Here is a 23,627-nt window from a genome sequence, read left to right on the forward strand (position 1 = left end):
GTGATCCGACTGAACAACGGGTTCCAGCTGTTGTTCAACCTGCTGTGGTGGATGCCGGTCTTCTACCAGTACCAGAAGCAGGCGGGCCTCTCGGACAGCCAGATCTTCGGCATCCAGAGCGTCTATTACGTGGCGTTCTGCCTGCTGGAGATACCCACCGGCTTCATCGCCGACCGCATCGGACAGCGTCGCTGCATGCAGCTGGGGGCGACCGCGATGACCGCCGCGAACCTCCTGCCGGTCGCCTCGCCGTCCTTCGCAGGCTTCCTGGCGCACTTCCTGGCCATCGCGGCCGCCCGCTCTCTCGTGTCCGGGGCCTCCAGCGCCTACCTGTACGAGTACCTGCACGAGCACGGTGCGGACGAGCACTACGTACAGGCCGAGGGGACCGCCCGGGCGCTCGGCCTCTGGGCGAAGATCGCCTGTTGGCCGCTGGTGGGCGTCCTGATGCACGTCCGGCACGAGGCCCCTTACGTGCTGACCGCGCTCTCCACGCTCGGTTCGCTGGCCTGCGCCGCGGCCCTTCCGGCGATCGCGGCGCCCCGCGGGGGCGCTCAGCCTCCTACGGAGCGCGTCGGGCTCCTCGATTCGGCCCGCCAGGCCGCGAAGGTGCTCGGAACGTCACGGACCCTCGGCCCCTTGATGGTGCAGGGCGTGGCCGTGTTCACGCTCGCCCGCATCTGCCAGGTCAATCTCTTCCAACCGCTGCTCCTCGAAAAGGACCTCCCCGTCGCCGACCATGGTGCGGTGCTGTCGGCGATGACGGTCGCCGAGGCCGTTGGTTCGGCCAGAACCGGCTGGCTGCGCAGCAGACTGGCCGACGCCACTGTGGTGACCGTCCTCAGCGTGGTCATGGCGCTCACGCTCGCGGCCACCACGCTGTCGGGGGGCCTGGGCACGATCCTGTGGCTGTGCGTGTTCGCCGCCGCGGCGGGCCTCGCATACCCGGTGCAGCGCAACCTGATCAACGCGGCCATCCCGCCGACCCCCTACCGGGCGACCCTGCTGTCGGTGGAGTCCATCATCGACCGCGGTGTGTGCGCGCTGGTGGCGCTGGCCGTCGGGGCCTACCTGGCGGCGGACCGGCTCGACGCGCTCCTCGTACACGCGGCGGCGGGCACCTGTCTGCTGCTGCTCGTCGTGAGCGTCGTCCTGGGGCGGCTGCGTCGGGACGACGTACGCCGGGCAGAGGGTCAGCCCTGATACGGCGGGACGGCCGCGCGCGGTGGCCAGACCCTGCTGTCGAAGATGCCGAGGGTGTAGGCGCGCGCCACCAGGGCCGGACGCGAGTCCGCGTCGAGTGCGACGCGCAGCCGGCGCAGGTGGTAGTCCAGGGCCTGGCGCGACAGTCCCAGGTCGGTGGCGATGGCTCCGTTGGACCGGCCTGCCGCCACGAGGGAGAGGACCCGCAGTTGCACGGGGCTGACCTGGACGGGGGCGCCGAACTCGAGGCTGCGCGGAGTCAGTACGGCCGAAACCCGGTCGGGAGTCCCCCGGCGCCTGACCACCGCGAGATCCGCGCGGAGCACCTTGCTCCCCCCGGAGGCCGTGCCGCAGACCACGGAACACGTGCGCCGGCAGGCCTTGCCGGCGACCAGGTCCGCCCACGCGTTCCGCACCGCCCGGGGGTCCCCGCGCAAGTGCCCGAGGGCGCGGCTGCCCTCCAGGGAGGCGCGGTCACCCCCGAGTAGTTCCGCGACTCCTCCGCTGACCCGCTGTATGCGGCCCCGCAGGTCCAGGGTCACGATCGCCAGGCCCGAACGCTCCCACAGGGCGTGGAGTTCCTCGGCGGCGGCGGCCTTGTCCTCCAGGGCCCGGGCCTGGTCGGTGACGTCCGTGTAGATGCCGCCCACGCGGGGGCCCCGGCCGAGGTCCAGGACGAACCGGTGCCCGGTCACCTGCCGGGGCGTACCGTCGGGGTGCCGGAAGACGAGGGTGTGGCGTACGGGACGGCGCGACGACAGCACCTCGCGGTCCAGTGCCCGGAACATGGCGGCGTCGTCGGGGGCGTCGATCTCCTCGACCGTCCGGCCGACCACGGATTGCGGTTCCATGCCGTAGAGGTGGGCGTAGGCGGCGTTCACCCACAGGTACCGGCCCTGTCCGTCGCGGATGAAGGCGGGCGCGGGGGCGTAGGAGGCGAGGGCCTCGAACCACCGCGCCGCCTCCGGGATTTCCTGGTTCCCGCCCGCACCCCGGGCGAATTCCCCGCCCCCGCCGATCGCCGACCGTACCTGCCCGGTTTCGTCCTTCGCGTACATGCCTGTTTCTGTCTCTCGGGTTGCCGCTCACGCTGCGGGCGGGAGGTCAACTTAACCCGTTTCGAGCCAAGTTGCCGTACCCGGAAAACGGAATGTCCGAATGCCCCCCTCCGGGGGCACGGGCGGCACCTGAGGCCCCGGTCGGCAGTCGGCCGCGATTTCGTCCTGTCGGCAGTCGTGGACCGGCTGCTCGCGGAACACCACCCCGTGGTCATGGGGCCGCGCCCGGCCTGGGGAAGCGAGGCGGCGGGGCGACTGCCGTCGTACAGGTTCGGCACTCCAGGCTGCCCGCCTGCCCCGCCGTCCGGCGGCGGACGCGATCGACCGCGTCCGCCGACCGTTCGCGCATCAGCAGGTGGAGCGGCTGGAAATCTTTATGCCGGTGACGCTGTAGGCGTTGGCGAACACGGTGTCGAAATTCGGCGGCAGGCAGATCGAGGTCCCGTCCTGGAGCCGTAGATAGGCCACGTCGTCGTTCCGGGTGTTCACGACACGGTAGTGCGGACGGGGCCTGACCGCCTGGTAGGAACTCGTGACGTCACGGTACTTCGCGATCGGCGTTCCAGGCGTGCTCGTCCACGTAGAAGCAGACATAGGGGTACGGGCAGCCGTGGGTGGGGGACCGGCATCAGCCTTGCTGACCAGCGGCATCCGCAACCGATCACGTTCTCAAGCCGCCGTGTCAGACGATCTGCTCAATTCTTGGAGGTTTGATGAAGTCCGTCATCCGAAAGGCGGCCGGCACCGCGGGCGCGGGCGTGGTTGTCGCGGCCATGTCCCTGACCGGCGCACCGGCGGCCTACGCGGAGTCGGGGGAACGAGTACGGCAACCGGCATCGTGAGCGCGTGTGACGACGTTCGAAAGCGATGGCCGTGGAAGCAACCGCCAGTGCATGCGTGTCGGACATTGCGCCGGCACGGGTGCGCACCGTCCATGGAGCTTCGCGAGCATTGCGCGTTCCGCCCGTACCTGCGCGTCCACGCACACCCCCCGGGTAGAAGCCTCTCGGCGGCGTCCGGAGCATGGCTCGTCTTCGAGGACGAAGCCGGCTTCTCTATGACTCCGCCCCGAGCCCGCACCTGGGGCAGGTGCGGACACACCCCTGTCATCCGCGTCCGCGGCCGCTCCCGCCGCCGGACCTCGGTCGCCGCCCTGTGCTGCTACAAACCCGGCGAGAAGAGCCGCCTCATCCACCGGCCCCGCACCCATCTCCTCCTCAAGGGGGCACGCAAAAGCTTCTCCTGGAAGGACTACCGCGACCTCCTGGTGCGGGCGCACATCCAGCTCGACGGCCCGATCGTGGTGTCTGAGACCATCTCAACACCCATCTGGCCGCCGGGCTGAAACAGTACGAGGCCGACCACGACTGGCTCGCCACCATCCGCCTACCGCCCTACGCACCCGACCTGAACCCCGTCGAGGCCGTCTGGTCACTCGTGCGCAGAGCGATGGCCAACACCACCTTCGGCACACCCGACGACCTCGACCGCAAACTCCGCCGCGCGTTACGCAAAATCCAACTCCGGCCCCACCTGATTGACGGCTGCCTCACCCCCACCGGCCTGACCCTCACACCACCGACCCCACCCCGAAAACCTCAGTACTAACTTGCCGAAGACACGCGGGCTCAGCCCCGTGAACGGGGCAATCCAGGACGACTCCGACGCCGCGATCACACCAGACACCACGAGATCGTTTCATGGTGCCCAGCACAACGCCGAGAATGCCCCTATGACTAAAGAACTGGTGAGGTTCCTCGAGGCGCGGCTGGATGAGGAGGCCGACTTGGCGCGGCGCTGCGACGGTGACGGATGCGGGGAGTGGTCTGCCCACGGACACACGGTCGACTTCTGTCAGGTTGACCTCTCCGGTTTCCACCCCACGATTGCCCTGCATGTGGCTCTGCACGACCCGGCCCGCGTCCTGCGCGAGATCGAGGCCAAGCGGCGCATTCTGGCCCGTCACGCCCGCGACCCCTGGCCGTGCTACGACCTGCGCGACCTTGCTTCGCCCTACGCCGACCATGCTGACTTCCCCGCACGGGCCTGAAGCGGCGCAGCACACGAGCGGAGTGCCCGGCGAGGCTGCGTACTGGACCGAGCCTCACCCACTGAAGATCATTTAAAGGACAAGTCTTAGCCAGGCCACTTGGTCACCGGGTCGGCAGCCGCCCTTCGTCGAGGTGGTCGGCGAGATAGATCAGCGCGGCCTGCGGGTCCATGCCGAACGCAGCTGCGATGAGCTTGGCGTCCAGAGCGTTCACCAGGTCGACGAGACGGGTGCTGCGGGTCATCCGGGGCGGGAATCCGCAGTCATCAAGAACGTGGAAGAACAGGAAGTTGAGGCCGGGACCGGCACACCTTCCTCGCACCTGAACGGTCAAGGCAACACTTTGAAGAGCCGGGTGTCACCGCGGGAATCAACAAGGACCGCCAGGGGCGGATACGGCCAGGTGGCAGCGGAAAACCGTTGTGGGGGAACAAGCGCCAGCCCCCAGATGAATGGCGTCGGTGTTCGGCGACGAGGTCCTCGCCAGCGCTATCCTCGACCGACTCCTCCACCACTGCGACGTCGTCTCCATCAACGGCCCCAACTACCGCCTCAAGAACCGAATCACCGCCATCGAACGGGACAACAGCGCGGCCTGACCTGGTCAAAGGCCTCGATGGTCAACCGCGTCGCCAGAACGGGCTGGACCGCCGCACCGTCCGCACATACGCCAGGGCCCGCAGCTGGCACGAGGTGATGCGCCGCTCCCGTCGCGTCAAGGTCGCCGCTGGTGTCCAGCCGTACCAGCTCGTCGCCCACCACCTCCCGGTGAGGGCCGTGCAGGGCGCGGAGTCCGGTCCGAGCCCCACACCCTGCGGCCTGGAACCGGCCGCTTGCTTCGGGGGCGCTGCACGGGTCAGGTGCGGCCAGGCCGTGTCGCCGCGGCCGAGTTGTCCCAGACGACGAGCTCGCCGTCGAGGACCAGGCCCTCGGACAGCTGCTCGGCAGCGGCGTCAGGTCGGGCGTGAAGGTGGCGGAGTGGCCGCCAGTGGCCGGGCCAGAACGAGGGCGGGGGTGCTGGGACCGCTGGCCATTCAGGGCGGCCCCCACGCGCCGGTCGGTGTCGAGGACGGTCAGGTCATCGGCATGGCGTGACTCTCCAGGTTCAGGCGGTGGGGGTGAGGTGGTGGGGGAACCGTATGCAGCAGGCGGCCGCGGCGCAGGCGGCGGCGAGCACCAGGGCGGCGCCTAGTAGGAGCGCGGAGTGGTAGCCGTTGCGCAGCAGCGGTGCGGCCAGAAGGGGACCGAGGATCTGGCCGAGGCTGTAGCCGGTGGTGAGCAGGGCAATGGCGCGTGGGATGCGCAGATGGGTGCCGATGGCGAGGGTCATGGTGCTCACGCCCATGAAGGTGGAGCCGAACAGGATGGCGGCGGCGAGCGCGGGGACGCTTCCGGCGGAGAGGGCGGGCAGGGCGATGCCGACGGCCTGGAGGGACAGGGAGATCGTCAGCAGGGCCGGGCGGGACGTGCGGCGGGCCAGGCGCATCCACAGGGCGCACGAGGGCAGCGCGGCCAGGCCGACCACGATCCAGGCGCCGCTGCTGATCCAGCCTGGTGCGCTCTGCTGGAGGGCGGCGACCAGGAAGGTACCGGCGATGATGTAGCCGATGCCCTCCAGGAGGTAGCTGGCCAGCAGGGCGGTGAACCAGCGCCGGGTGCGTGGCCGTTCGGTCGGCGCCGTGGCGGCGGGAGCCGCGGCGCGGGGCGCCAGGTCCCACGCGGCGACGGTGAGCCCCCGCCTTCCGCGGGGACTCCGCCCCTCCCCCAGCCGGCCGTTGAGCAACCACGCGCAACGGATCCCGCCTCCGGGGTACTGGCACCAGGACATGGGGACGATGCCGCCGCAGTCGTGCGCCTGCACACGCGCACTTCTCCGGGGCCGGCGTAGGCCCCGTGCTGTACGAGCCCGCTCGCCGACCCGTCCGGAGCGGTGCCGCGCAGGTGGACCGGCCAGGCCAACGTCACCCGCACGCCGCCCGCCCCGACCGGAACCGGTCGATCACCCGCACGTCGCCGAGCAGCGCAAGCGGCACGGTGCCGGGCGCGGTCAGCCGGTCCACCGGTGCCCCGAACTCCCCCGCCGCCGGCCCGGCCAACGCGCTGGCCGCCTCGGCGGACCAGCCGGACAGCGAGCGGTGACCACCGACGGCCAGTCCACCGACGGCCGGACGTGCGGGAGCAGTGCGATGTCCTCGGCCGAGTAGAGCGGGACGGTGGTGACGCCGCCGGGCAGCCGGGCCTTTGCGGTGGGCTGATCGAGCTCACCCGCAGCAGTCGCAATCGGGGCGGCACCCACACGCGCCTACCGGCGCCTCAACGGACGCCTCTGTCGAGACGGGGCGGCGCAGCACCCCTTGGGTTCGCTCGGATACAGCACGGAGGCGGGGTGGGCTGGGGCCCAGGGAGCAGACTGTCACCTGAGCCTGGCGCCTGATGGGCTCGTTCTATGCTCGCCTGTGAAGGGGGTTGAACGTGGGGCTACGGACGTCGATCCGATCCGTGCCCCAACAGTTCGAGGGCGTCGTAGCGGTCGGCCCCCTCGTGTCGCGAAGGGGATCCCTCGTCGTCCAGCTCGTCGCGGATGCCACCCTCCCTCCGGGCCTGAGCCAGCTGCGCGGAGAGCCGCCGGTACATCGGCGGTGTGTGCGCCAGCACGCCCCCGGAGACGAGCCGGTCCATCACCTGCCGCAGCGTGACCTTCAGCGGCGCGTACCGTCCACGATCTGCCGCTCGGCAGACGTCCGGCGCGGACAGTTTGCCGCCCCACAGATGAAACGGCGGACCGCCAAGCGGATCACGAAGCCCCGCTCAGCGAGCGGAAGAACCTTCAACCTGCGGTGATACCGGTCGTGCACCCGGTCCGAGAAGCGGCCACATTCCGGACACTTCGCACCGGCCACCCGGCCTCTCGCCACCACCTCCACGGCGCCGAATGCGGCCGTCGCCGCCTCGACATCCACGTCGTCGATGCCGCTAAACACAAGCGAATCCCAGAACGGCGCATCGGTCTGCATGACCAGCACCATCACAGTCCACAGCCGACCACGGCAGGGACGACAAGGGACTTGACGGAGCGTCACTTCTTCGCGTCGGAGGGCAAGGCGTACGCGGTCTCGGCCCTTGGGGAGGATTGGACCGGTGAGTAGCGACTCCGCTAAGCGGTGACGGGCGTAGCCGTCTACCGCTGGCGCAACGCGGCGAAGTCGGCCTGCGTGGCCTCGACGCCCGCCCGCAGGCCGTCGGAGGCCGTCCGTCGGCCGGCGGGCGGGGTGGTAGAGCGGCGCGGTCACATCTTTTGCGGACGATGCGCAACCGTTCCGCCGTCCTGCATGTCACAGCATGCAGGAGCGACCAACTCCAATGACGACCAGGGGGAAACATGAAATTCACCCGTTCCGTCCTTACCACCACCGCATTCGCCGCCCTGGCCCTGGGGGCCACGACCGCGCTGGCGGCGCCCGCCACCGCCGCGCCCAGCACCACGCCGCAGAAGGTCTGCGGAAGCGCCTACAAGACCGTGAACTCGGCCGCCATCGGCTCGCTGGGCACCGTCTACCTGACGTACAACGCCTCGAACGGCAAGAACTGCGTCGCGACCATCCGCAACAACCCGGGTGCGGCCGTGGACATGGCCCTCTGGATCGAAGTCCCCGAAACCTGGGAGCGGGGCGAGGACTACGGCCGGTACACGTCGTACGCGGGCCCGGCCTACGTGTACGGCAAGGGCCACTGCGTCGACTGGGGCGGGGGCATCAGCAACGTGCACGTGCAGGTGTACAACTCCAACTGTGGCGCGCGCAAGGAGCACCGCGTCACCGAGGTCCGCTGACCCGAGCTCCTCCTGACCGCGACGTTCTGTGCCGTCGCGCGGTCGTCGGGGGCAGGACCTACGACCCGACGACCGCACGGGAACCGCCGTGGTCCGGCTCGCCCCGGCAGACTCGCCGAGTACTGCCGGGGCGAGGGCGCGTCCGGCCTCCTCCCTCGCGTGCGCGGCCGTCCGGTCGGCGCGTCGCCGCAACCGGGGCACCTGGAGCAAATGCGGTCCCGGTTCGGCCGACCGCACTCACCCGGACCGACATCCAGCTGCTCGGTGGCGAAACGGACCATCACCTCCGGGCCCACGGACAGGTCCTCATCGGGGAGCGCCCGGAGCATCCGTACGCAGCCCCACTGCACCGCCCGCCCGAGCCGGTTCGCCGGCGCCCGCGTCGACCGCGCCGCCTCCAGCGCCTTCGCGTCGAGGCGGAAGAACTGCTCCAACTCCCCGGGCGAAGGAGAAGCGGCGATCCGGCCGTAGCGCGAGACCTGGCCATCAGAGAGCAATTCAACTGGCATGCCCCGGACCACAGGAGCCCTGACCAGCGGAAACAGGACGAGTCATCGAACCGGAATCAAGACCGGCCAGATGTCGCTACTGACCGTTCCCATCCTCCCCGAGGGCCTGCCCGTCCGTCCCACGATCGTTCTGGCCCCATTCGGGCAACGTGATTTGGCCCCAGGGCGGGGTGGGTCGGGGACGGTTGTTCCAGGTTCTTTTGGCCCCACCTGGCCGTCGGACCGCCCGTAGCTTTCAGCGAAAAATCAACGCTAGGCAGTTGATCTAGACGGCGTGGGCCGCCTGGGTACGGAGAAGGCCCCGCCCTTCGGTAGCCGAGGAGGGGGGCCTTCTGTCTTGCTACTTGTCGGAGGGCTCGTCGTCCCCCGAACCGCGCAGGTCATGCCACTCATCGATGGTGCGGCCGATCTGCCGCATCAGCTCACGTAGCTGCGCGAGAAGTAGAAAGAGCAGGCCGAAGAGCGGGTCCGACCGGAGTACGCCGGAAACCTGCCGTAGGGCAGTGATGCATCGCGCTGAGCTGGGGATTTTCCTGTCGCATTGACGTTCGTGAGAGTCGTCGCCGCGCGGGGGCCTTTGTCTGGTTGATGGTCGGGGGGTGGTTTCGTGGCGTCGATCGAGCGGACGGCGTATCCGCGGTTGAAACACGCGGTGTCGGCGCGGGAGTTGCCCACCTCGGCAGCACGAATCCGGGAGGCAACGGCGCTGCCCCGGCTCGAGGCCGCGTCAGCGGCAGGCCGGAGAGGGAACGGAGGGTGGCGGTGCAGGGACTCGGCCGTTCAGCGGCTCCGGTCGACGCGGTCGACGAAGTCGCCGACCGCGGTGGCGAATGCGGCGGGCGCCTCCTGCGCGACGAAATGCCCGACGTCCGGGATCGTGACCGCGGTGACGTCGCCGGCGACCTGGCGCATCGTCCGCTCGGTGAAGGGAGCGTTGATGCCGTCGACGGCGAGCACGGGAACGGTCAGCGGCCGCGACTCGGCCAGTGCCCGCATCCGGTCGCCGCCGGTCAGGGAGGAACGGTAGAGCCCCTCGGTGCCGCGCCAGCCGCCCGGCCGCGCGTAGGTGCGGGCGAACTCGTCGAGGTCGGCCTCGGTGACCCCGCCCGGGACCATCGTCATCACCGAGACGGCCCAGTCGAGCATCACTCGCTCGCGGCCGGCCAGGAACAGCTCCGGAATTCCCGGGGCGGCCAGGAATCCCACGTGCCAGGAGCCGCCGTTCCTCACGTCGGCCAGCATCTCCCAGCCGTACCCCGGAAGGGTGGTCTCGACGCCGGTGAAGCTGAGGACGTCGCCGGGGTGCGTGGCCGCGAACGCGAAGACCGGCCCGCCGCTGATGTCCTGGCAGGTCACGTGCACGGGCCCGACGCCGAGGTGGGCGACCAGCCGGTGCAGGTCCTCCGCCATGGTGGCCAAGTCGTGGTCGCCGTCGGCGATGCCGGAGTCGCCGAAGCCGCGCAGGTCGACGGCGAACACCCGGTGAGTGGCGGCGAGCAGCGGGATGACGTCGCGGAAGGCCCACCAGGACTCCGGCCACCCGTGCACCAGCAGGATCGGCGAGCCGGTGTCGCCCGCCGAGACGTAGTGCAACGTGGTGCCGTTGACGTCGGCGGTGTGGTGCGTGACGCCCGCCACGGCGGGCGAGGCCGTCACGAAAGAGCTGGTCATGCGATGACTCCCAAGATAGACAACCAGGTTGACTACAGTGTTGGTCAACCTGGTTGTCCAGTCAAGGGAAGATCTAGACTGTGGTCATGTCCTCACGATCCGGCGCCGATCTCGCCCTGCTGCTCCTGGGCAGCTATCGCAATCTGGTGGACGAAGTGGTCCGGGAGCTGGCGACCCGGGGATACCCCGACGCCCGGCCGTCGCACGAGTACGCGATCCGGGCCATCCGAGCCGGCGCCGACAGCGCCTCGGACTTGGCCCGCAGACTCGCCATCACCAAGCAGGCCGCGGCGAAGACGATCGCCGCACTCGTCGAACGCGGGTACGTCACCACCGAGACCGACCCCGCCGACATCCGCCGCAAGAACATCCGGATCACCGATCACGGGATCGGGCTGATCACCGAGAGCACGGCGATCTTCGACGAGGTGCGGGCCCGCTGGGAAGTGCGTCTGGGCGCCGCCGAACTCGCCGAGCTGGAAGCGCAGCTCGCCCAATTCGTCGGCGACTCGCCCATCAACCTCGACGCTCCGGGCTGGGCGGCAGGACAGGAACTGCGCTAGCGGTCAGCCGAGGGGCGTGGTCGGCCGGTCGGCGCCGCTTTCGGGGCCGCCGGAGACATCGCCCAGGGCCGCACCACCTTCGAACAGGTCATCAACGACCCGGACAGCCTGGCTGACTCATCCCGCCCCCTGCCAGTGATCTCCTCCCGAAGACGGTACAGCGGCGTTGAGGGCAGCCCCCACCCTCCCTTCGCACTAGTACTGCAACGGTCTTTGCCGTGACGGTTGGGCAGTTCGGTCGTTGATCAGTTCATGGGTGGGGAGCTTGCTGATGCCCGGTCGTGGGCTGGTGAACTGAAGTCCTTGCATGAGCGGTTCGCGCACCGCTTCTCCAGGTCGGAGCCGCGGGAGTCGGCTCTTGCCTATATGCGGGGGCTGATAGCTCCGCTGAAGCGGAAGAACGGCTGGACGCTCGCGGAGGAGGCCGGGCACGCGGGTCCGGACCGGATCCACCGGCTGTTGAACCGGATCGACTGGGACGCCGATGAGGTCCTGGACGACGTGCGGGACTACGTCGTCGAGCATCTCGGTGATCCGGACGCGGTGCTGATTGTGGATGACACCGGGTTCCTGAAGAAGGGTGTCCGCTCGGCCGGCGTCCGGCGTCAGTACTCCGGAACCGCCGGGCGGACGGAGAACTCCCAGATCGGGGTGTTCCTCGCCTATGCCGGCGGCCGGGGCCGCACGTTGATCGACCGACGTCTGTATCTGCCCACGTCATGGACGGATGACCGGGATCGGTGCCGGGCGGCCGGCATCGAGGACACGGTCGTCTTCGAGACGAAGGTGGTGATGGCCAAGGCCATGGTCCGCCGGGCGATCGCGGACCGGATTCCGTTCCGGTGGGTGACCGCGGATGCCGCCTACGGCTTCTCCAAAGGCTGGCGGTCCGAGCTCGAGCGGGCGGATGTCTTCCATGTCATGGCGACCACCCGCCATGACACCGCCGTCTCCCGCTGGGCCATGGACCATCCCGTTCACGACCTGTTTCCCGGGCTGCCCCGGCAGAAGTGGAAGCGTCGTTCCTGCGGCGACGGCGCCCACGGCCCGCGGGTCTACGACTGGGCCAGGGTCGAGGTCCGGCCCTGGCACCGCGAGGACCGCCGGCACTGGGTGATCGCCCGCCGAAGCGTCAGCCGGCCGGATGAGATCTCCTACTACATCGCCTACTGCCCGGCCGACGCCACACTCGACGACCTCATCCGCATCGCGGGAAGCCGGTGGGCGGTCGAGGAATGCTTCCAGAGTGCGAAGCAGGAATGCGGCCTGGACGACTACCAGGTCCGCCGCTACGACGGCTGGCACCGCCACATGACCCTGGCCATGGCGGCCCACGCCTGCTCACCGTCCTGAAGGCCCGTGAACTCGACACCGGGAAAGCAGAAACGGATCCTCCCAGCTCATACCCCTCACCCTCCCCGAACTCCGACGCCTGATCACCAGCCTCACCCACCGCCGACCAGCACCCATCGACCACGTCCTGCACTGGTCACACTGGCGCCGCAGACGACAACACCAGGCCCACGCCAGCCACTACAAACGACACGGCCACACACCACCAGACGCCAACAAACCATCACCAAAAAGACCGTTGCAGTACTAGCCGTTGTACGTCTTGAAGCTGATGACGGCGTCCGCTTCACCCCGCCACGTGACCGAGACCTCCACGGTGTCGATCCGTCCGGCCGAGGGCGGCACGAAGAAGAAGGTCTGGGCGGATTCCCCGCTCAGGACTGGCGGTCCATCCTGGCGGGACGGCAGGCCGGTGAGCCAGTCGCGGACATCGGCACGAGGCATGTGGAACGTTCCGGTCCAGGCGGTTGCGAAGATGCTGCTCTCGATTTCCGTGCAGGCCTCCTTGTCCAGGCGTGCCGGAGGCTTCCAGCCGATGCTCTTCAGAGCCTTCGCGCATGCGGCCGGACGTCTTTCGATCTCCTCGGGCTGCCTGATCACATAGACCACCCACAGCGGCAATCCGATCACCGCGACAGCGGTCAGGGCCATCAGGAACTTCCGCCATCGCGGCCACGGCGGGGCCGGTGGCGGCGGCCGCCAGGGTTGCAGCTTCGGCGTCCCCACGTAATTGCTGATGTCCACCACGTCCGCCTACCCCATGATCAAATTGAATGCGTTCAAGTTGAATGTGTTCAAGATTGTTGCACAGGTGACGGCCAACCAGATGATCAAGGAGGCGCTGGCTGGACAGCGGGTCCATGACCCCACACCAACGCGGGGCCGCTCCGTCCGGAACCAGGCCCCGGAGATGGCCAAGGGGCCGCCACCCGAGGTGGCGGCCCTCATCTCCGGGCCGGCCTACGGGGCGGGGTGAACTCCACGTCCGTGCCGCCACAGCCGGCCGCGATGCCGAACAGCCGCTCCCGCTCGGCCTCGGATGGCCGAGGACGCTGCCGCTCCCGGCGGGCAGGCCTGGACCCGGGCAGCGGGGCTCTACCCCCGGGTTCCCAGGCCGCACAGCCGCTCCCGGGAACCCGTAGGCACGGCTAGCCGCGCGGCCGCCCGCCCCGCCCCCGGCCGAGCCGTGAAACAACCCGCACAGCCGCGATCAAGACCTGCGCCACCTCCGCCCACTCCGGCGCCCACACGGACACCGCGGCCTGCACCACCTCGACGGCGAGCACCGAAGGCACCCGGCCCGCCAGCCGGCGCCTGCCGGACCGGCGGCTGCGCGGGGCCGGCTCCCCGGCGGGCCGGGCCGGCTCCCGCCCGGACTCCACGCCCGTCCCGACTCCCCACCCATTTCTGACGTGCTCATGCCAGATATCTCCTGACGCGAAAGTGCGGATCCCACCCCCGGCGGGAGGTGTGATCCGCACTTTGGAGCGGAGAGGGGTTAGCCCCGTAAGTACCGCAAAATCGCAGGTCAGGGGCCCATGGGGTGAAACTCGCGCACGCGTTCCATCACCGTCCCCTTAGCCCCGCAACCCCCGCCGATGCGACCTGGCGCACACCGGATCGGGTGGAATGAGCCACGTCGCGCTCGCCTCCAAATTCGAACATGAGATCTAACAGGAGGGGCGTCGTCCGCATACGTAGGAGACCGCCATGGCCAGCCCCGAGACCCCCGTCAGACCCCAGCCCGTCACCTGGGCTCCCAGCCAAACCGGACCTTGCTCGCGCTGGTCTGTTGACTGCACCATCTGGTGGATCAGGGCGGCAGGGGGAATCAGGCGCTGGCGTACTGGGCGGCGTACTCCTTACTGGGCGGGACGATGGTGATGACGTCGATCAGGACACCGTCGGGGGCGGCGAAGATGAAGTGGCGCTGGCCGAACTCCTCCGTGCGCAGTGGCAGCACCTCGGGAAGGCCGGCCTCGGTCACGAGCCGCTGGTGCTCGGAGTCCACGTCGTCGACCTCGAAGTTCAGCAGCAGGCCACCCCGGAGCGCGACCTGGTGGCCCTCGGGGACGGTCGGGTGGGCGTGGTCCAGGAGGGCCAGCTCGTACTGCGGGGCGTCGGGGCGGCGCAGGCTGACGTACCAGTCCGCCTCGAAGGTCACTTCAAATCCGAGGTGGCGGGTGTAGAAGTCGCGAGAGGCTGCCACGTCCCGGGTGGCGAGCACCGGGTAGAAGCCGCCGAGCTTGGTCGTGGGCATGGTCGTGGGTTCGTTCGTCATGGCAGAGGTCTTTCAGCTCCATTTCACATACCCGAGGTATGCGAACCGTGGCGTTAGCATACCCCCGGTATGCGAAATGGAAAGGGCGGTGCGCGCGATGGCGGTCAACCGGGCGGAGCAGCGGGCGGCCACACGGCAGACACTGCTGGCAGAAGGCCATCGGCGGTTCGCTGCCGACGGGTACCACCAGGTGGCGCTGGCCGAGGTGGCGCGGGCCGCCGGGGTCACCAAGGGGGCCGCCTACCACCACTTCGACAGCAAAGCCGGCCTCTTCCGGGCCGTAGTCGCCGAGGTCCAGCAGGAACTGGGCGAGCGGGTCGCGGCCGCAGCTGAGCAATACGAGGACCTCTGGGAGCAACTCCGGTCTGGCTGCCGGGCCTTCCTGGCCGCGGGGACCGACCCGGCAGTGCGGCAGATCCTGCTGGTTGACGCGCCGACCGTGCTGGGCTGGGATGAGTGGCGGGCCCTGGACGAGGAGTCCGCCGCCCGGCACCTCGCGGAGGCCCTGACGGCGCTCGCCACAGCCGGGATCATCGCTGATCAGCCGGTAGAGCCCCTGGCCCGGCTGCTCTCGGGGGCGATGAACGAGGCCGCGCTCTGGATCGCGCGAGGCGGAGACCCGCAGGCCGCGGAACAGGCACTCGACCGGCTCCTGGCGGGACTGCGCACCCCGGCCTAACGTCTCGCGCAGACGCCCGGCACCTTTCGAGTTGGTGCAGAGAAGCCACACCCCCACATGCCGATACGGGGTCGGCGCCTCGCCCTTGTGCGCGTCATGTAAGGCCGCCCGTCAGGCGCAGCACGGGGGCTGAACCGTGTCCGTCCTGCCGCCCGGCCTCCCCCGGCTGCGGACTCTGGTCACCTACCTGCGCGGCGAACTCAGCCGCACGGAACAGGCCCTCGCCGCCGCCGAGGAGCGCGAGGCCGCCACCGCACGGAAGCAGGCGGAGCCCGCGCCCGAGCCCCCGGCATGGCTGATAGAGCGCGGGATCGGTGTCGGCCGCCTCCGGGTCCGCGTTCACGCCGGCGCGGCTGGGACACGCGCAGCCGCTGCGCGCCCCGGCCGGCGCCGACCAGATACGCGCCCTGTTCGCCCAGGGCATCCCCGCGTGCGTTCACTGCCTGCCGGACACCGCCCTCGGGGTGCTGGAGTGAATCGCCGACCTCAGGGTGGAGACATGACCGAAGACAGGCCAAAAGTGGTCGTGTACCCACCCGACGCCCAGGGCGGGCGACGCGTCCGCGCGGACGGGGAGATCCTCGGCCGCGCCCTGGACCCCCGTGACCTCCTGGAGTTCCTGCGCCGGGTAGGCCTGGACCCAGACAGCGTCCGTCTGGACGACCCACTGCTGATCGAATGGCGCGGGGGCGGGCCAGCCGTCTGGAGCCCGTACACCGGCGAGGAGTGAACGGCTCCCCCTGCCCGTCATCACCACCACGCCCGTCCTCGCAGCTCCTGAGGTCAGAACCAGACCGGCGCCCGCCCGGTATACGGCCGTGCGGGCCGCCACCCCGTGAAGGGGTGACGGCCCGCACTCGCCCGCCGGTGAGCGGTTCCCGCCTGGCGGGCCGAAGTTCGACGAACTGCTCGCGTGCCCGCCGGCCGAGCGACGCCGTGCACATCTCCGAGATGTTCCGCCTGGTGCCGCGGCACCGGGCACATCCTCGACGTGCTCGACGTCCTGCACCGGGACCGCCTCGCCCTGCGCATCAATGACGGCGCGTTCTCCGCGATGGACCTCACCCCGAGAAAACCGCCACTTCGTGACGAGCTATCAGATTCCGTGTCGGTGAGTGCGGGCACCGAGAGTGACGACGGGCGCTCTTATCTTTCACTTAGAACGTTCCCCTAGCGTCTCGTTCATGATGATGCAACGTGGTGCAATCGGATCTGTTGTCCTCACGGCCGTGGCCTTGACGGCCATCGTCGGGGTGGCCGCCGCAGCTCCCACCCCAGACAAGGCCGCCCCGGTGTCCCACGGCGAGGTGACGGACAATCTGTACATGTCGCTCGGCGCATTCGAGGATGCCACGTCCGGCGAGGACCCTGAGGTCAAGGCCATGATTGACCGTACAGACATCGGCGGCGTACAGGTGGTGGTGCCCTGGAAGGCCCTTGAGGGGAAGAAGGGGGAGTACAAGTGGTCGCGGCTGGACAATGCCCTGAAGTATCTCCAGGATCGCCACAAGAAACTGTTCGTCCAGGTTCAGGATCGGTTCTTCGATGTAGCCATGAAGGACGCCAACGTTCCCCAATATGTGAAGGACGAGGGCGGGGTTGCGCCGACGGTCGATGAGAACCCTGACAACCCCACCACCCATGGGGCCATGGCCGCGCAATGGAACAAAGAGGTGCGAGCAGACTTCCAGGCCATGCTGAAGGCGATGGCGGAGAAGTTCGACGGCAAGCTCGCCGGGGTGAACCTTCCGGAGACCGCGGTCGAGGTGGACACCAAGAAAGATCAGACCAAGTACACCTCGAAGTCCTACATCGATGCCGAGATCGACAACATGCGCTACGGCAAGAAGGTCTTCACCAAGACGCAGTTCATCCAGTACATCAACTTCCTGCCGGATGACGACGACCACAAGCGCATGAAGGAGATGTTCGACCTCGCCAGGGACAAGAAGATCGGCATCGGAGGACCGGACACCCTGCCGGAACGGCAGTACCAGATGGAGAACTCCTACAAGTTCCTCCACGAATACAAGGATGTTCTTCCCCTCGTCGCGATGGCCGTCCAGGAACCCGACATCAACGCCAAGGACCCCAAGACCGGTAAGCCGTTCACCCGCGAACGGTTCACGGACTTCGCCCACGACTACCTCGGTGCGCGCCAAATGTTCTGGACCACCGAAGCAGGCTGGCTGCAGAAGCCCCCGGCATGACACGTGCACGAGTGCGGCCACTCAGACCCGTGTGAGTGACCGAGCGCTCCCGGGGGGCACTTCGCGATGGGGCCTTGACCCCGGATTCTGAATATGTCTATGCGGCTCGGGCCAGGGTAGTTGCTGATTGCATGGAAGTCGTTCTCGTAGGCGATCGGAGACTGTTGACCGAGGCGGGAGTGCCAGCGTCGGGTGTTGTATCGGGTCAGCCCGCGGAAGGCGTCGAGTCGCGCTTCACGCTCGCTCGACCAGCCCTTGCGGCCTTTGAGCGTCTCCCTCTTGAAGGCGGCGTTGAAGCTCTCCGCTGCGGCGTTGTCCGCGCTGGACCCGACCGCGCCCATGCTCTGCCGGACCCCTGCTGACCTGCAGATTTCAGCGAAGGACCTACTCGTACGTTGCGAGCCGTGATCGGTGTGCATGATCGCTCCGGCCAGGCTCCCCCGGGTCCGCTCGGCTGTGGCGAGGGCGTCGATGACGAGCTCGGCTCGCATGTGATCGGCGATCGGCCCACCCGGCCAGCCGGCGTGAGGCGAGATCGATGACGGTCGCGAGATAGAGCGGCTTCGAACCGCTGACCGGCAGATACGTGATGTCACCGACGTCGCAGAGCCGCTTCACGCCGTGACGACGCTGGTGATCTTCAACGAACTGGCAGCGGTTCACCAGCGCGCATCCGTCGCGAAATACCGGGCTGCCATGCGGAGGATGTCGCTCTCTTCCTCTAGCTCGCGGATCCTCTTGCGGGCTACGGCCAGCTCCGCCTGAACGTCGTCACCGCTGGCCTGCGAGGCGGCTGGCTGTGTCGAGTGGGAGCCGGGGCGGCGACCGTCGGATCGTGGCTCCCGGCCTCGACCGGTACGACGCGACCGCGTCCGCCTTGCTCGGCGGGGTAATGCTTCATCCCCACGGGGACTCCGTTCTCCTGGACCATCAAGATCCAAGTGTCTCCGGTGTCCAAAATCCGGGGTCAAGGCCCCTCCGAAAGCTCACCCCCGGAACGCACCTCATCAGAACCAGGTCACCACGGCTCACGCTGACGGCGCTCCGCAGGCAGCGCCCGGGACCGGTGCCGGCTGATCCGGCGCGGGACCGGCCCGGCGCACTGTCCGAGGGCCAGTCGTCTACCCGCAGTGACGTGTCGGGCACTGCCGGAGCGGGGGTGCTGCCGCGTCAGCCGAGCGCGCGGTCGAGGTTGAAGGCAGCGCTGATCAGTGAGAGGTGGGTGAAGGCCTGGGGAAAGTTGCCCAGTTGTTCGCCGGTCGGGCCGATCTCCTCCGCGAACAGACCGAGGTGGTTGGCGTAGGTGAGCATCTTCTCGAAGGCGAGCCTGGCTTCCTCCAGCCGGCCCGCGCGGGCCAGCGCCTCCACGTACCAGAAGGAACAGATCGAGAAGGTGCCTTCGGGTCCGTGCAGTCCGTCCGGGCTGGCGGTCGGGTCATAGCGGTACACCAGCGAGTCGGAGACCAGGTCGCTGGTGAGGGCGTCCAGGGTGGAGAGCCACTTGGGGTCGGTGGGCGAGACGAACTTGGCCATCGGCATCATCAGCAGCGAGGCGTCGAGCACCTGGTCGTCCAGCCCCTGGACGAACGCCCCCCGCTCGGCCGACCATCCGCGTGCCATGATCTGCCGGTAGATCATGTCCCGGGACTCCCGCCAGTGGTTCAGGTCCGCCGGCAGACCGCGGCGGTTCGCCATGCGCATCGCGCGTTCCAGGGCCACCCAGCACATCAACCGCGAGTAGACGAAGTCCCGCCGGCCCGCCCTGGTCTCCCACACCCCTTCGTCGGGCTGGTCCCAGTGCTCGCACAGCCAGTCCACGACGGCACCGACCTGGTCCCAGCGGTCACTGCTGATCGGCTGCCCCCACTTGTCGTAGAGGTAGATCGAGTCGATCAGGGCGCCGTAGATGTCCAGCTGGAGCTGGCCAGTGGCCGCGTTGCCCACCCGGACCGGTCCGGAGCCGAGGTATCCCTCCAGGTGCGGAAGCTCGTACTCGGGCAGCTCGGTGCGCCCGTCGATGCCGTACATGATCTGCAGCGGACCGGTCTCCCCCGTGCCCTGCAGGATGCCCCGCTCGGAGATAAACCCCATGAACGCCTCGGCCTCCGAGGTGAACCCCAGGCGCAGCATCGCATAGACGCAGAAGGCGGCGTCGCGGACCCAGACATAGCGGTAGTCCCAGTTGCGCTCGCCGCCGATCTGCTCGGGCAGGCTCGTGGTCGGTGCGGCAACGATCGCGCCGGTCGGTGCATAAGTGAGCAGCTTCAGCACCAGCGCGGAGCGGTTCACCATCTCCCGCCACCGCCCGTGGTAGCGCGAGCCGGCCAGCCAGTGGCGCCAGAACCGGACGGTCGCCTCGGCCTGCTCCTGCGCCTCGGCGCGCGGGCACGCCCGAGGCGGGACGTCGTCGCCGACCTGGTCGAGGGCGAAGACGTGGGACTCGCCCTCAAGGAGCTTGAAGTGCGACCACACGTCCGGGCCGTCGGCTTCCAGCGGTGCGGTGGCAGTCAGCGCGAGCGTCAGTGACGGGGAGCGGAACACCGCCGTGTGGCCTTCGAGGTGCGTGGTGTGGGCTTCGGCGCCGTAGCCGAAGCGGGGGGCGATCCGTGCCCTGAACGGGAGGGTTCCGCGGACGCAGATCACCCGCCGGATCAGCCGGTGCCGGGCCGCCTCGCGCGACTCGTCGACCACGGGCATGAAGTCCTGGATCTCCGCTACCCCGTCCGCGGCGAAGAACCGTGTGATCAGCACGTTCGTGTCGGGGAAATAGAACTGTCTGGTGCGGGTCGGGGCCTCGGCGGCCAACTCGAACGCCCCACCCCGGTCGGCGTCGAGGATGGCCCCGAAGACGCTGGGCGCATCGAAGCGCGGGCAGCAGTACCAGTCGATGGTGCCGTTCGTGCCGACCAGGGCGGCGGTACGGAGATCGCCGATCAGGCCGTGCTCGGAGATCGGGATGTAGCGACCGCCGTCCGCCTGCGCGAAACCAGCCGTGTCAAACGCCATGCGGGCCTCCCTGCTGCTACGGCCCGGGCCAGGAGATGAAGCCTTGCTCCCCATGCTAAACCTCTCATCGAGGCCGGGGCCTGACGGAGCCGTGCGGACAGGACTGGGCCGACTCGCTTCAGGCCACCCTGCTCCCATTGCTGCTGGCGCTTCGGCAGGGGCGGTTGGTGCGCACCATGCCGAGGTGCCGGGAGACTACTTCCCGCTCCTGGAGGTGCGGCGCTCCCCGTCGCCGGAGCCCGTCACCCACCCCGGTGGGCAAGTCCTGATCCGTCACCTTCCGCCGCCGCGGCCGCCCGCACCCGTTGCTCCTCGCGAGCGGAGCCGACGTCCGTTCCAGGGGTGTACGGCTCACGACCGTCGCGAGGTCCTCCAAGGCTTGCTTCTGCATTTCCGCCCCGCGCCGCACCACCGGGCTCCCGTCCCCGGCGGCGGCGCCCTCCCACGCGTGGAGCGCCTCCTCCACGCGCGCCCAGTCCGGATTCCTGTGCTCGCGCACATCGACCGCCGCCTGCGCGGTATCCCTCCATGGCCTCGGCGAACCGCTCCGCCTCGGGGACGGGACGGCTGTCGGCCCGCGGGACGTGGCTCTCCATGAGCATCGCCACCCGGCCGAACCCCTTGAGCGCCTCCTGCGCCTCCTCCGCCTCGCGCGACGTCAGGCCCCTGGGGCGGACCGGTTCCTGCCTCGCCTGGTCGTATGTATCCTGCCAGGCGGCACGTGCCTCCCTGCTCGCCAGCAGTGCCCTGCGCATGTCGGCGTGATGTTCCCGGTTCGGTTCGGCGTAGCTGCGGAGCACCGCGGCAGCGTAACGACCCTCGGCGGCGAGCCAGTCCGTCCAGGGCGGAGTGGTGGAGGCTGTATCGGCTGCCCGCAGAAGGGGGCTCTGGGAGACCCAGGTTGATCTGGCCCTGGCTGGCCCGGAGGCCGGTGGCGAAGCTGGGGTCATGACCAACAACAACAGTGATGTGACCGGCTTCCACGACCGTGTTGTCCTGATCACCGGCGGAACCAGCGGGATGGGCCTGGCAACCGCGCGTCTACTCTTGGAAGCCGGCGCCCAAATCGTCATCACCGGCCGCGACGATGCCCGCCTCGACCGCGCAGCCGAGCAATTGGACAAGGCGTCCGACCAGGGTGCCCGTCTGCTCACGGTCCGGGCCGACTCCGCCAGCCTCACCGATCTCGACCGCTTGGCTGCCCTGATCCGTGAACGACACGGACGTCTGGACGGCGTGTTCGCCAATGCCGGGGTCGGCGTGTTCCAGCGCAGTGGCGAGGTCACCGAGCGGGACTTCGATCTCAGTGTCGACGTCAACTTCAAGGGCGTGTTCTTCACGGTCCAGAAGGTGCTGCCGCTGCTCGACGCGGCGGGTGGCGGTTCCATCGTGATCAACGCCTCGTGGACCCTGCACCGGGGCCTGGCCGTCGCACCGGTGTACGCGGCCACGAAGGCTGCCGTCCACAATCTGGCCCGCACGCTGGGCAGTGATCTCGCCGGGCGCGGCATCCGGGTCAACTCGATCAGCCCGGGCTATATCGTCACCGAGATGTTCGATGCCGCCAACCCGGACCCTGCCTCGCACGAGGCCATCCGCGCCCAGGTGCCGCTGAGGCGGCTCGGCCAGGCCCAGGACATCGCCGAGACCGTGGCCTTCCTCCTTTCCCCGCGGTCGTCCTACATCACCGCCCAGGACATCGCCGTCGACGGGGGCCTGGCGACCGCCATCCCCGCCTCCTGACAGCGGGGGCGGCTGCCTGGCCCCAGCAGGGCCAGGCAGCCACCCATCACGACCGGCGACAATCGCCGTATGAGCACAGCTATCAGCCTGGGCGAGTTCCTCCGCACCCGCCGCTCCCTCCTGCACCTCGAAGACGTTGCACTGCCCGACTTCGGAGGCCAGCGCCGGGTCGCGGGCCTGCGCCGCGAGGAGATCGCACAGCTCGCCGGAGTGAGCGTCGACTACTACACCCGGATGGAACAGGGCCGCGTACCCAACCCCTCCGGCGCGGTACTCGACGCCCTCGCCCGCGCCCTGCGGCTGGACGGGGATGCCACCCGGCACTGCACCGCCTCGTCCGACCGCAGTCCGCCGCCCGGCACGTCCCCCGGAGCCAGCCCCGGCCGCAACGCGTGCGCCCTATGCTCCAGCGGTTGCTGGACGACCTGGTGGACATGCCGGCGGTAGTGATGGGCCGACGCATGGACATACTGGCCTGGAACACGGCAGCGGTCGCCCTCTTCGGCGACTACGCGGAGCTGGACCGAGCCGAGCGCAACATCGCCCGGATCACCTTCCTCGACGAGACGTCCCGGGAACTGTATGCGGACTGGGCCTCCTGCGCCCGCGAGAACGTGGCCTACCTCCACCTGGCCGCAGGACGGCACCCCGAGGACCCCCAGTTGGCGAGCTTGATCGGCGAACCGAGCACCCGGTGCAGGACAAGACCTCCGGTACCAAGCGATTCCACCATCCGGTGGTCGGCGATCTGGAACTCGCCTACGAAACCCTGCGCCCAACGGACGACCCGGATCAAGCCTTGATCACGTACGCCGCCGAGCCGGGCAGCCCCTCGCACGACGCCCTGCGGATGCTGCTGGCCTGGGCCACCGAGACGCCTTCCCCGATGCCGGCCGACGACCGCGCGCGCTGACCTTCCGGGCAGTCCCGGCCTCACCACCGGCGACCCGCTCAAGGCCCCCGCCAGGCGCCCTTCGCCCAGGCGCTCGTCGTCACCCCCCGGCTCGACCGTCTCGGGCACGGCCCTGGTCGCCACCGGAACACCCACCCTCGACGCGCTCATGCTGAGCGCCGGCGCGGGCGCGGCCGGAGCGGCCTCGGTACGCCTGAGCACCGGCCGCACCCTGCACACCGTCCTCACCGGCTGGCTCAACCCCAACGCTTAAGAAAGGGAACGGACATGGGCCGGCCGGAACTCCCGGTAAGCCAGCCGAGCCGGCCCGCGGGCATCCTCGCCACCGGGCTGCGCGGCGTGCGGCGCACCGCCGGGATCAGCTACGCGGAACTCGCCGCCACGGCGCGGTTCTCCCGTCAGACCCTCCGGCGGGCCGCCTCCGGCAACACCGTGCCGGAGGCGGCCGTGGTCGTCGCCTACGAGCAGGGGTGCGGGGCCGACCCCGCACCCCTGCTCGTCCTGTGGAAGCGTGCCCGGATCGACAAAGAGCAGCGCAGCCGGGAAGCGAAGCACTGAT

General features: G+C 69.3%; 23 protein-coding genes and 8 pseudogenes. 17 read left to right on the forward strand and 14 right to left on the reverse strand.

Going from position 1 to position 23,627, the window contains the following annotated elements; translation table 11 throughout:
• Window positions 1–1,203 (forward strand): MFS transporter, encoded by a 1,203-nt coding sequence (locus EES41_RS00305; protein ID WP_367995752.1) that lies wholly within the window; start codon window positions 1–3, stop codon window positions 1,201–1,203.
• Here the strand turns inward: EES41_RS00305 and EES41_RS00310 are convergent.
• Both EES41_RS00310 and EES41_RS42550 read right to left on the reverse strand, forming a co-directional pair.
• Window positions 1,194–2,261: a helix-turn-helix transcriptional regulator gene (locus EES41_RS00310; RefSeq protein WP_123074585.1), complete on the reverse strand. Its 1,068-nt coding sequence runs from the start codon at window positions 2,259–2,261 to the stop codon at window positions 1,194–1,196. The genes EES41_RS00305 and EES41_RS00310 overlap by 10 nt on opposite strands.
• A gap of 348 nt (window positions 2,262–2,609) precedes the next feature.
• Window positions 2,610–2,750, reverse strand: a complete 141-nt coding sequence (locus EES41_RS42550; RefSeq protein WP_158754437.1) for a hypothetical protein — start codon at window positions 2,748–2,750, stop codon at window positions 2,610–2,612.
• 568 nt (window positions 2,751–3,318) lie between these two features.
• Here EES41_RS42550 and EES41_RS44035 point away from each other — a divergent pair.
• Complete coding sequence (locus tag EES41_RS44035; RefSeq protein ID WP_367995753.1) at window positions 3,319–3,606, forward strand: hypothetical protein; 288 nt, start codon at window positions 3,319–3,321, stop codon at window positions 3,604–3,606.
• Entirely contained in the window at window positions 3,603–3,869 is a 267-nt protein-coding gene (locus EES41_RS44040; RefSeq protein ID WP_367995804.1) for a transposase, read from the forward strand. Before EES41_RS44035 ends, EES41_RS44040 begins: the two co-directional genes overlap by 4 nt.
• Here the strand turns inward: EES41_RS44040 and EES41_RS00325 are convergent.
• Window positions 3,864–3,947, reverse strand: a pseudogene (locus EES41_RS00325) (IS5/IS1182 family transposase); the annotation flags it as partial. The gene EES41_RS44040 and the pseudogene EES41_RS00325 sit on opposite strands and share 6 nt — an antisense overlap.
• 46 nt (window positions 3,948–3,993) lie before the next feature.
• Here EES41_RS00325 and EES41_RS00330 point away from each other — a divergent pair.
• Window positions 3,994–4,311 carry a DUF6221 family protein gene (locus tag EES41_RS00330; protein ID WP_123074587.1) on the forward strand — a complete coding sequence of 106 codons (318 nt, stop codon included), beginning with the start codon at window positions 3,994–3,996 and terminating at the stop codon, window positions 4,309–4,311.
• A 103-nt stretch (window positions 4,312–4,414) separates the two neighbouring features.
• Here the strand turns inward: EES41_RS00330 and EES41_RS00335 are convergent, their stop codons facing one another.
• On the reverse strand, window positions 4,415–4,555 hold the full coding sequence (locus EES41_RS00335; RefSeq protein WP_216827228.1) for a hypothetical protein: 141 nt from the start codon (window positions 4,553–4,555) through the stop codon (window positions 4,415–4,417).
• 217 nt (window positions 4,556–4,772) lie between these two features.
• Between EES41_RS00335 and EES41_RS00340 the strand changes: the two are divergent.
• A pseudogene (locus EES41_RS00340) lies at window positions 4,773–4,910 on the forward strand (ATP-binding protein); the annotation flags it as partial.
• 506 nt (window positions 4,911–5,416) lie between these two features.
• Here the strand turns inward: EES41_RS00340 and EES41_RS00345 are convergent.
• Window positions 5,417–6,031 (reverse strand): annotated as a pseudogene (locus EES41_RS00345) (YbfB/YjiJ family MFS transporter); the annotation flags it as partial.
• 979 nt (window positions 6,032–7,010) lie between these two features.
• Complete coding sequence (locus EES41_RS00360) at window positions 7,011–7,325, reverse strand: transposase family protein (protein WP_254211235.1); 315 nt, start codon at window positions 7,323–7,325, stop codon at window positions 7,011–7,013.
• A gap of 365 nt (window positions 7,326–7,690) precedes the next feature.
• Here EES41_RS00360 and EES41_RS00365 point away from each other — a divergent pair, with 365 nt between their 5' ends.
• Window positions 7,691–8,140, forward strand: coding sequence for a spore-associated protein (locus EES41_RS00365; RefSeq protein WP_123074593.1), 450 nt, complete (start codon window positions 7,691–7,693; stop codon window positions 8,138–8,140).
• 239 nt (window positions 8,141–8,379) lie between these two features.
• Here the strand turns inward: EES41_RS00365 and EES41_RS44045 are convergent.
• A pseudogene (locus EES41_RS44045) lies at window positions 8,380–8,649 on the reverse strand (DUF4158 domain-containing protein); the annotation flags it as partial.
• 780 nt (window positions 8,650–9,429) lie between these two features.
• Window positions 9,430–10,320: an alpha/beta fold hydrolase gene (locus EES41_RS00375; RefSeq protein ID WP_123074597.1), complete on the reverse strand. Its 891-nt coding sequence runs from the start codon at window positions 10,318–10,320 to the stop codon at window positions 9,430–9,432.
• Between the two features lie 86 nt (window positions 10,321–10,406).
• Here EES41_RS00375 and EES41_RS00380 point away from each other — a divergent pair, with 86 nt between their 5' ends.
• Window positions 10,407–10,883 carry a MarR family winged helix-turn-helix transcriptional regulator gene (locus tag EES41_RS00380; protein WP_123074599.1) on the forward strand — a complete coding sequence of 159 codons (477 nt, stop codon included), beginning with the start codon at window positions 10,407–10,409 and terminating at the stop codon, window positions 10,881–10,883.
• Between the two features lie 252 nt (window positions 10,884–11,135).
• Window positions 11,136–12,319: pseudogene (locus tag EES41_RS00385) on the forward strand (IS701 family transposase).
• 163 nt (window positions 12,320–12,482) lie between these two features.
• On the opposite strand, the gene EES41_RS00395 reads toward EES41_RS00385, so the two are convergent.
• Complete coding sequence (locus EES41_RS00395) at window positions 12,483–12,983, reverse strand: hypothetical protein (protein ID WP_164495659.1); 501 nt, start codon at window positions 12,981–12,983, stop codon at window positions 12,483–12,485.
• Between EES41_RS00395 and EES41_RS00400 the strand changes: the two genes are divergently transcribed.
• On the forward strand, window positions 12,973–13,212 hold the full coding sequence (locus tag EES41_RS00400) for a hypothetical protein (protein ID WP_123074603.1): 240 nt from the start codon (window positions 12,973–12,975) through the stop codon (window positions 13,210–13,212). The two genes, EES41_RS00395 and EES41_RS00400, sit on opposite strands and share 11 nt — an antisense overlap.
• A 172-nt stretch (window positions 13,213–13,384) precedes the next feature.
• On the opposite strand, the gene EES41_RS00405 is transcribed toward EES41_RS00400, so the two are convergent.
• Window positions 13,385–13,618 carry a hypothetical protein gene (locus EES41_RS00405; RefSeq protein ID WP_123074605.1) on the reverse strand — a complete coding sequence of 78 codons (234 nt, stop codon included), beginning with the start codon at window positions 13,616–13,618 and terminating at the stop codon, window positions 13,385–13,387.
• Window positions 13,619–14,067: 449 nt separating this feature from the next.
• A complete protein-coding gene (locus EES41_RS00410; protein WP_250569445.1) occupies window positions 14,068–14,517 on the reverse strand; it encodes a VOC family protein in 450 nt (149 codons plus the stop codon).
• A gap of 97 nt (window positions 14,518–14,614) precedes the next feature.
• Here EES41_RS00410 and EES41_RS00415 point away from each other — a divergent pair, with 97 nt between their 5' ends.
• The 4 genes from EES41_RS00415 (at window position 14,615) to EES41_RS00430 (ending at window position 17,406) form a co-directional block, all read left to right on the forward strand.
• Window positions 14,615–15,196: a TetR/AcrR family transcriptional regulator gene (locus EES41_RS00415; RefSeq protein ID WP_123082166.1), complete on the forward strand. Its 582-nt coding sequence runs from the start codon at window positions 14,615–14,617 to the stop codon at window positions 15,194–15,196.
• A gap of 314 nt (window positions 15,197–15,510) precedes the next feature.
• A complete protein-coding gene (locus EES41_RS42555) occupies window positions 15,511–15,672 on the forward strand; it encodes a DUF6233 domain-containing protein (protein WP_164495636.1) in 162 nt (53 codons plus the stop codon).
• A gap of 23 nt (window positions 15,673–15,695) precedes the next feature.
• Window positions 15,696–15,926 (forward strand): hypothetical protein, encoded by a 231-nt coding sequence (locus EES41_RS00420; protein WP_123074607.1) that lies wholly within the window; start codon window positions 15,696–15,698, stop codon window positions 15,924–15,926.
• A gap of 454 nt (window positions 15,927–16,380) precedes the next feature.
• A complete protein-coding gene (locus EES41_RS00430; RefSeq protein WP_254211236.1) occupies window positions 16,381–17,406 on the forward strand; it encodes a hypothetical protein in 1,026 nt (341 codons plus the stop codon).
• Window positions 17,407–17,549: 143 nt separating this feature from the next.
• Here EES41_RS00430 and EES41_RS42560 read toward each other — a convergent pair.
• The 3 genes and pseudogenes from EES41_RS42560 to EES41_RS42565 all read right to left on the reverse strand — a co-directional run.
• Window positions 17,550–18,006: pseudogene (locus EES41_RS42560) on the reverse strand (transposase); the annotation flags it as partial.
• A gap of 570 nt (window positions 18,007–18,576) precedes the next feature.
• Window positions 18,577–20,412, reverse strand: a complete 1,836-nt coding sequence (locus EES41_RS00440; protein WP_123074611.1) for a glycoside hydrolase family 15 protein — start codon at window positions 20,410–20,412, stop codon at window positions 18,577–18,579.
• 242 nt (window positions 20,413–20,654) lie between these two features.
• A pseudogene (locus EES41_RS42565) lies at window positions 20,655–21,248 on the reverse strand (FUSC family protein); the annotation flags it as partial.
• 112 nt (window positions 21,249–21,360) lie between these two features.
• Here EES41_RS42565 and EES41_RS00450 point away from each other — a divergent pair.
• From EES41_RS00450 to EES41_RS00460, 4 genes and pseudogenes are all read left to right on the forward strand, one after another.
• Window positions 21,361–22,155, forward strand: a complete 795-nt coding sequence (locus EES41_RS00450) for an SDR family NAD(P)-dependent oxidoreductase (RefSeq protein WP_123074613.1) — start codon at window positions 21,361–21,363, stop codon at window positions 22,153–22,155.
• Between the two features lie 69 nt (window positions 22,156–22,224).
• Entirely contained in the window at window positions 22,225–22,602 is a 378-nt protein-coding gene (locus EES41_RS44050; protein WP_164495660.1) for a helix-turn-helix transcriptional regulator, read from the forward strand.
• A 2-nt stretch (window positions 22,603–22,604) separates the two neighbouring features.
• A pseudogene (locus EES41_RS44055) lies at window positions 22,605–22,951 on the forward strand (transcriptional regulator); the annotation flags it as partial.
• 384 nt (window positions 22,952–23,335) lie between these two features.
• Entirely contained in the window at window positions 23,336–23,626 is a 291-nt protein-coding gene (locus EES41_RS00460; protein WP_123074615.1) for a helix-turn-helix transcriptional regulator, read from the forward strand.
• Window position 23,627: the final 1 nt, after the last annotated feature.

This window comes from Streptomyces sp. ADI95-16, from assembly GCF_003721495.1.
In the GTDB taxonomy this organism is placed as follows: domain Bacteria; phylum Actinomycetota; class Actinomycetes; order Streptomycetales; family Streptomycetaceae; genus Streptomyces; species Streptomyces goshikiensis.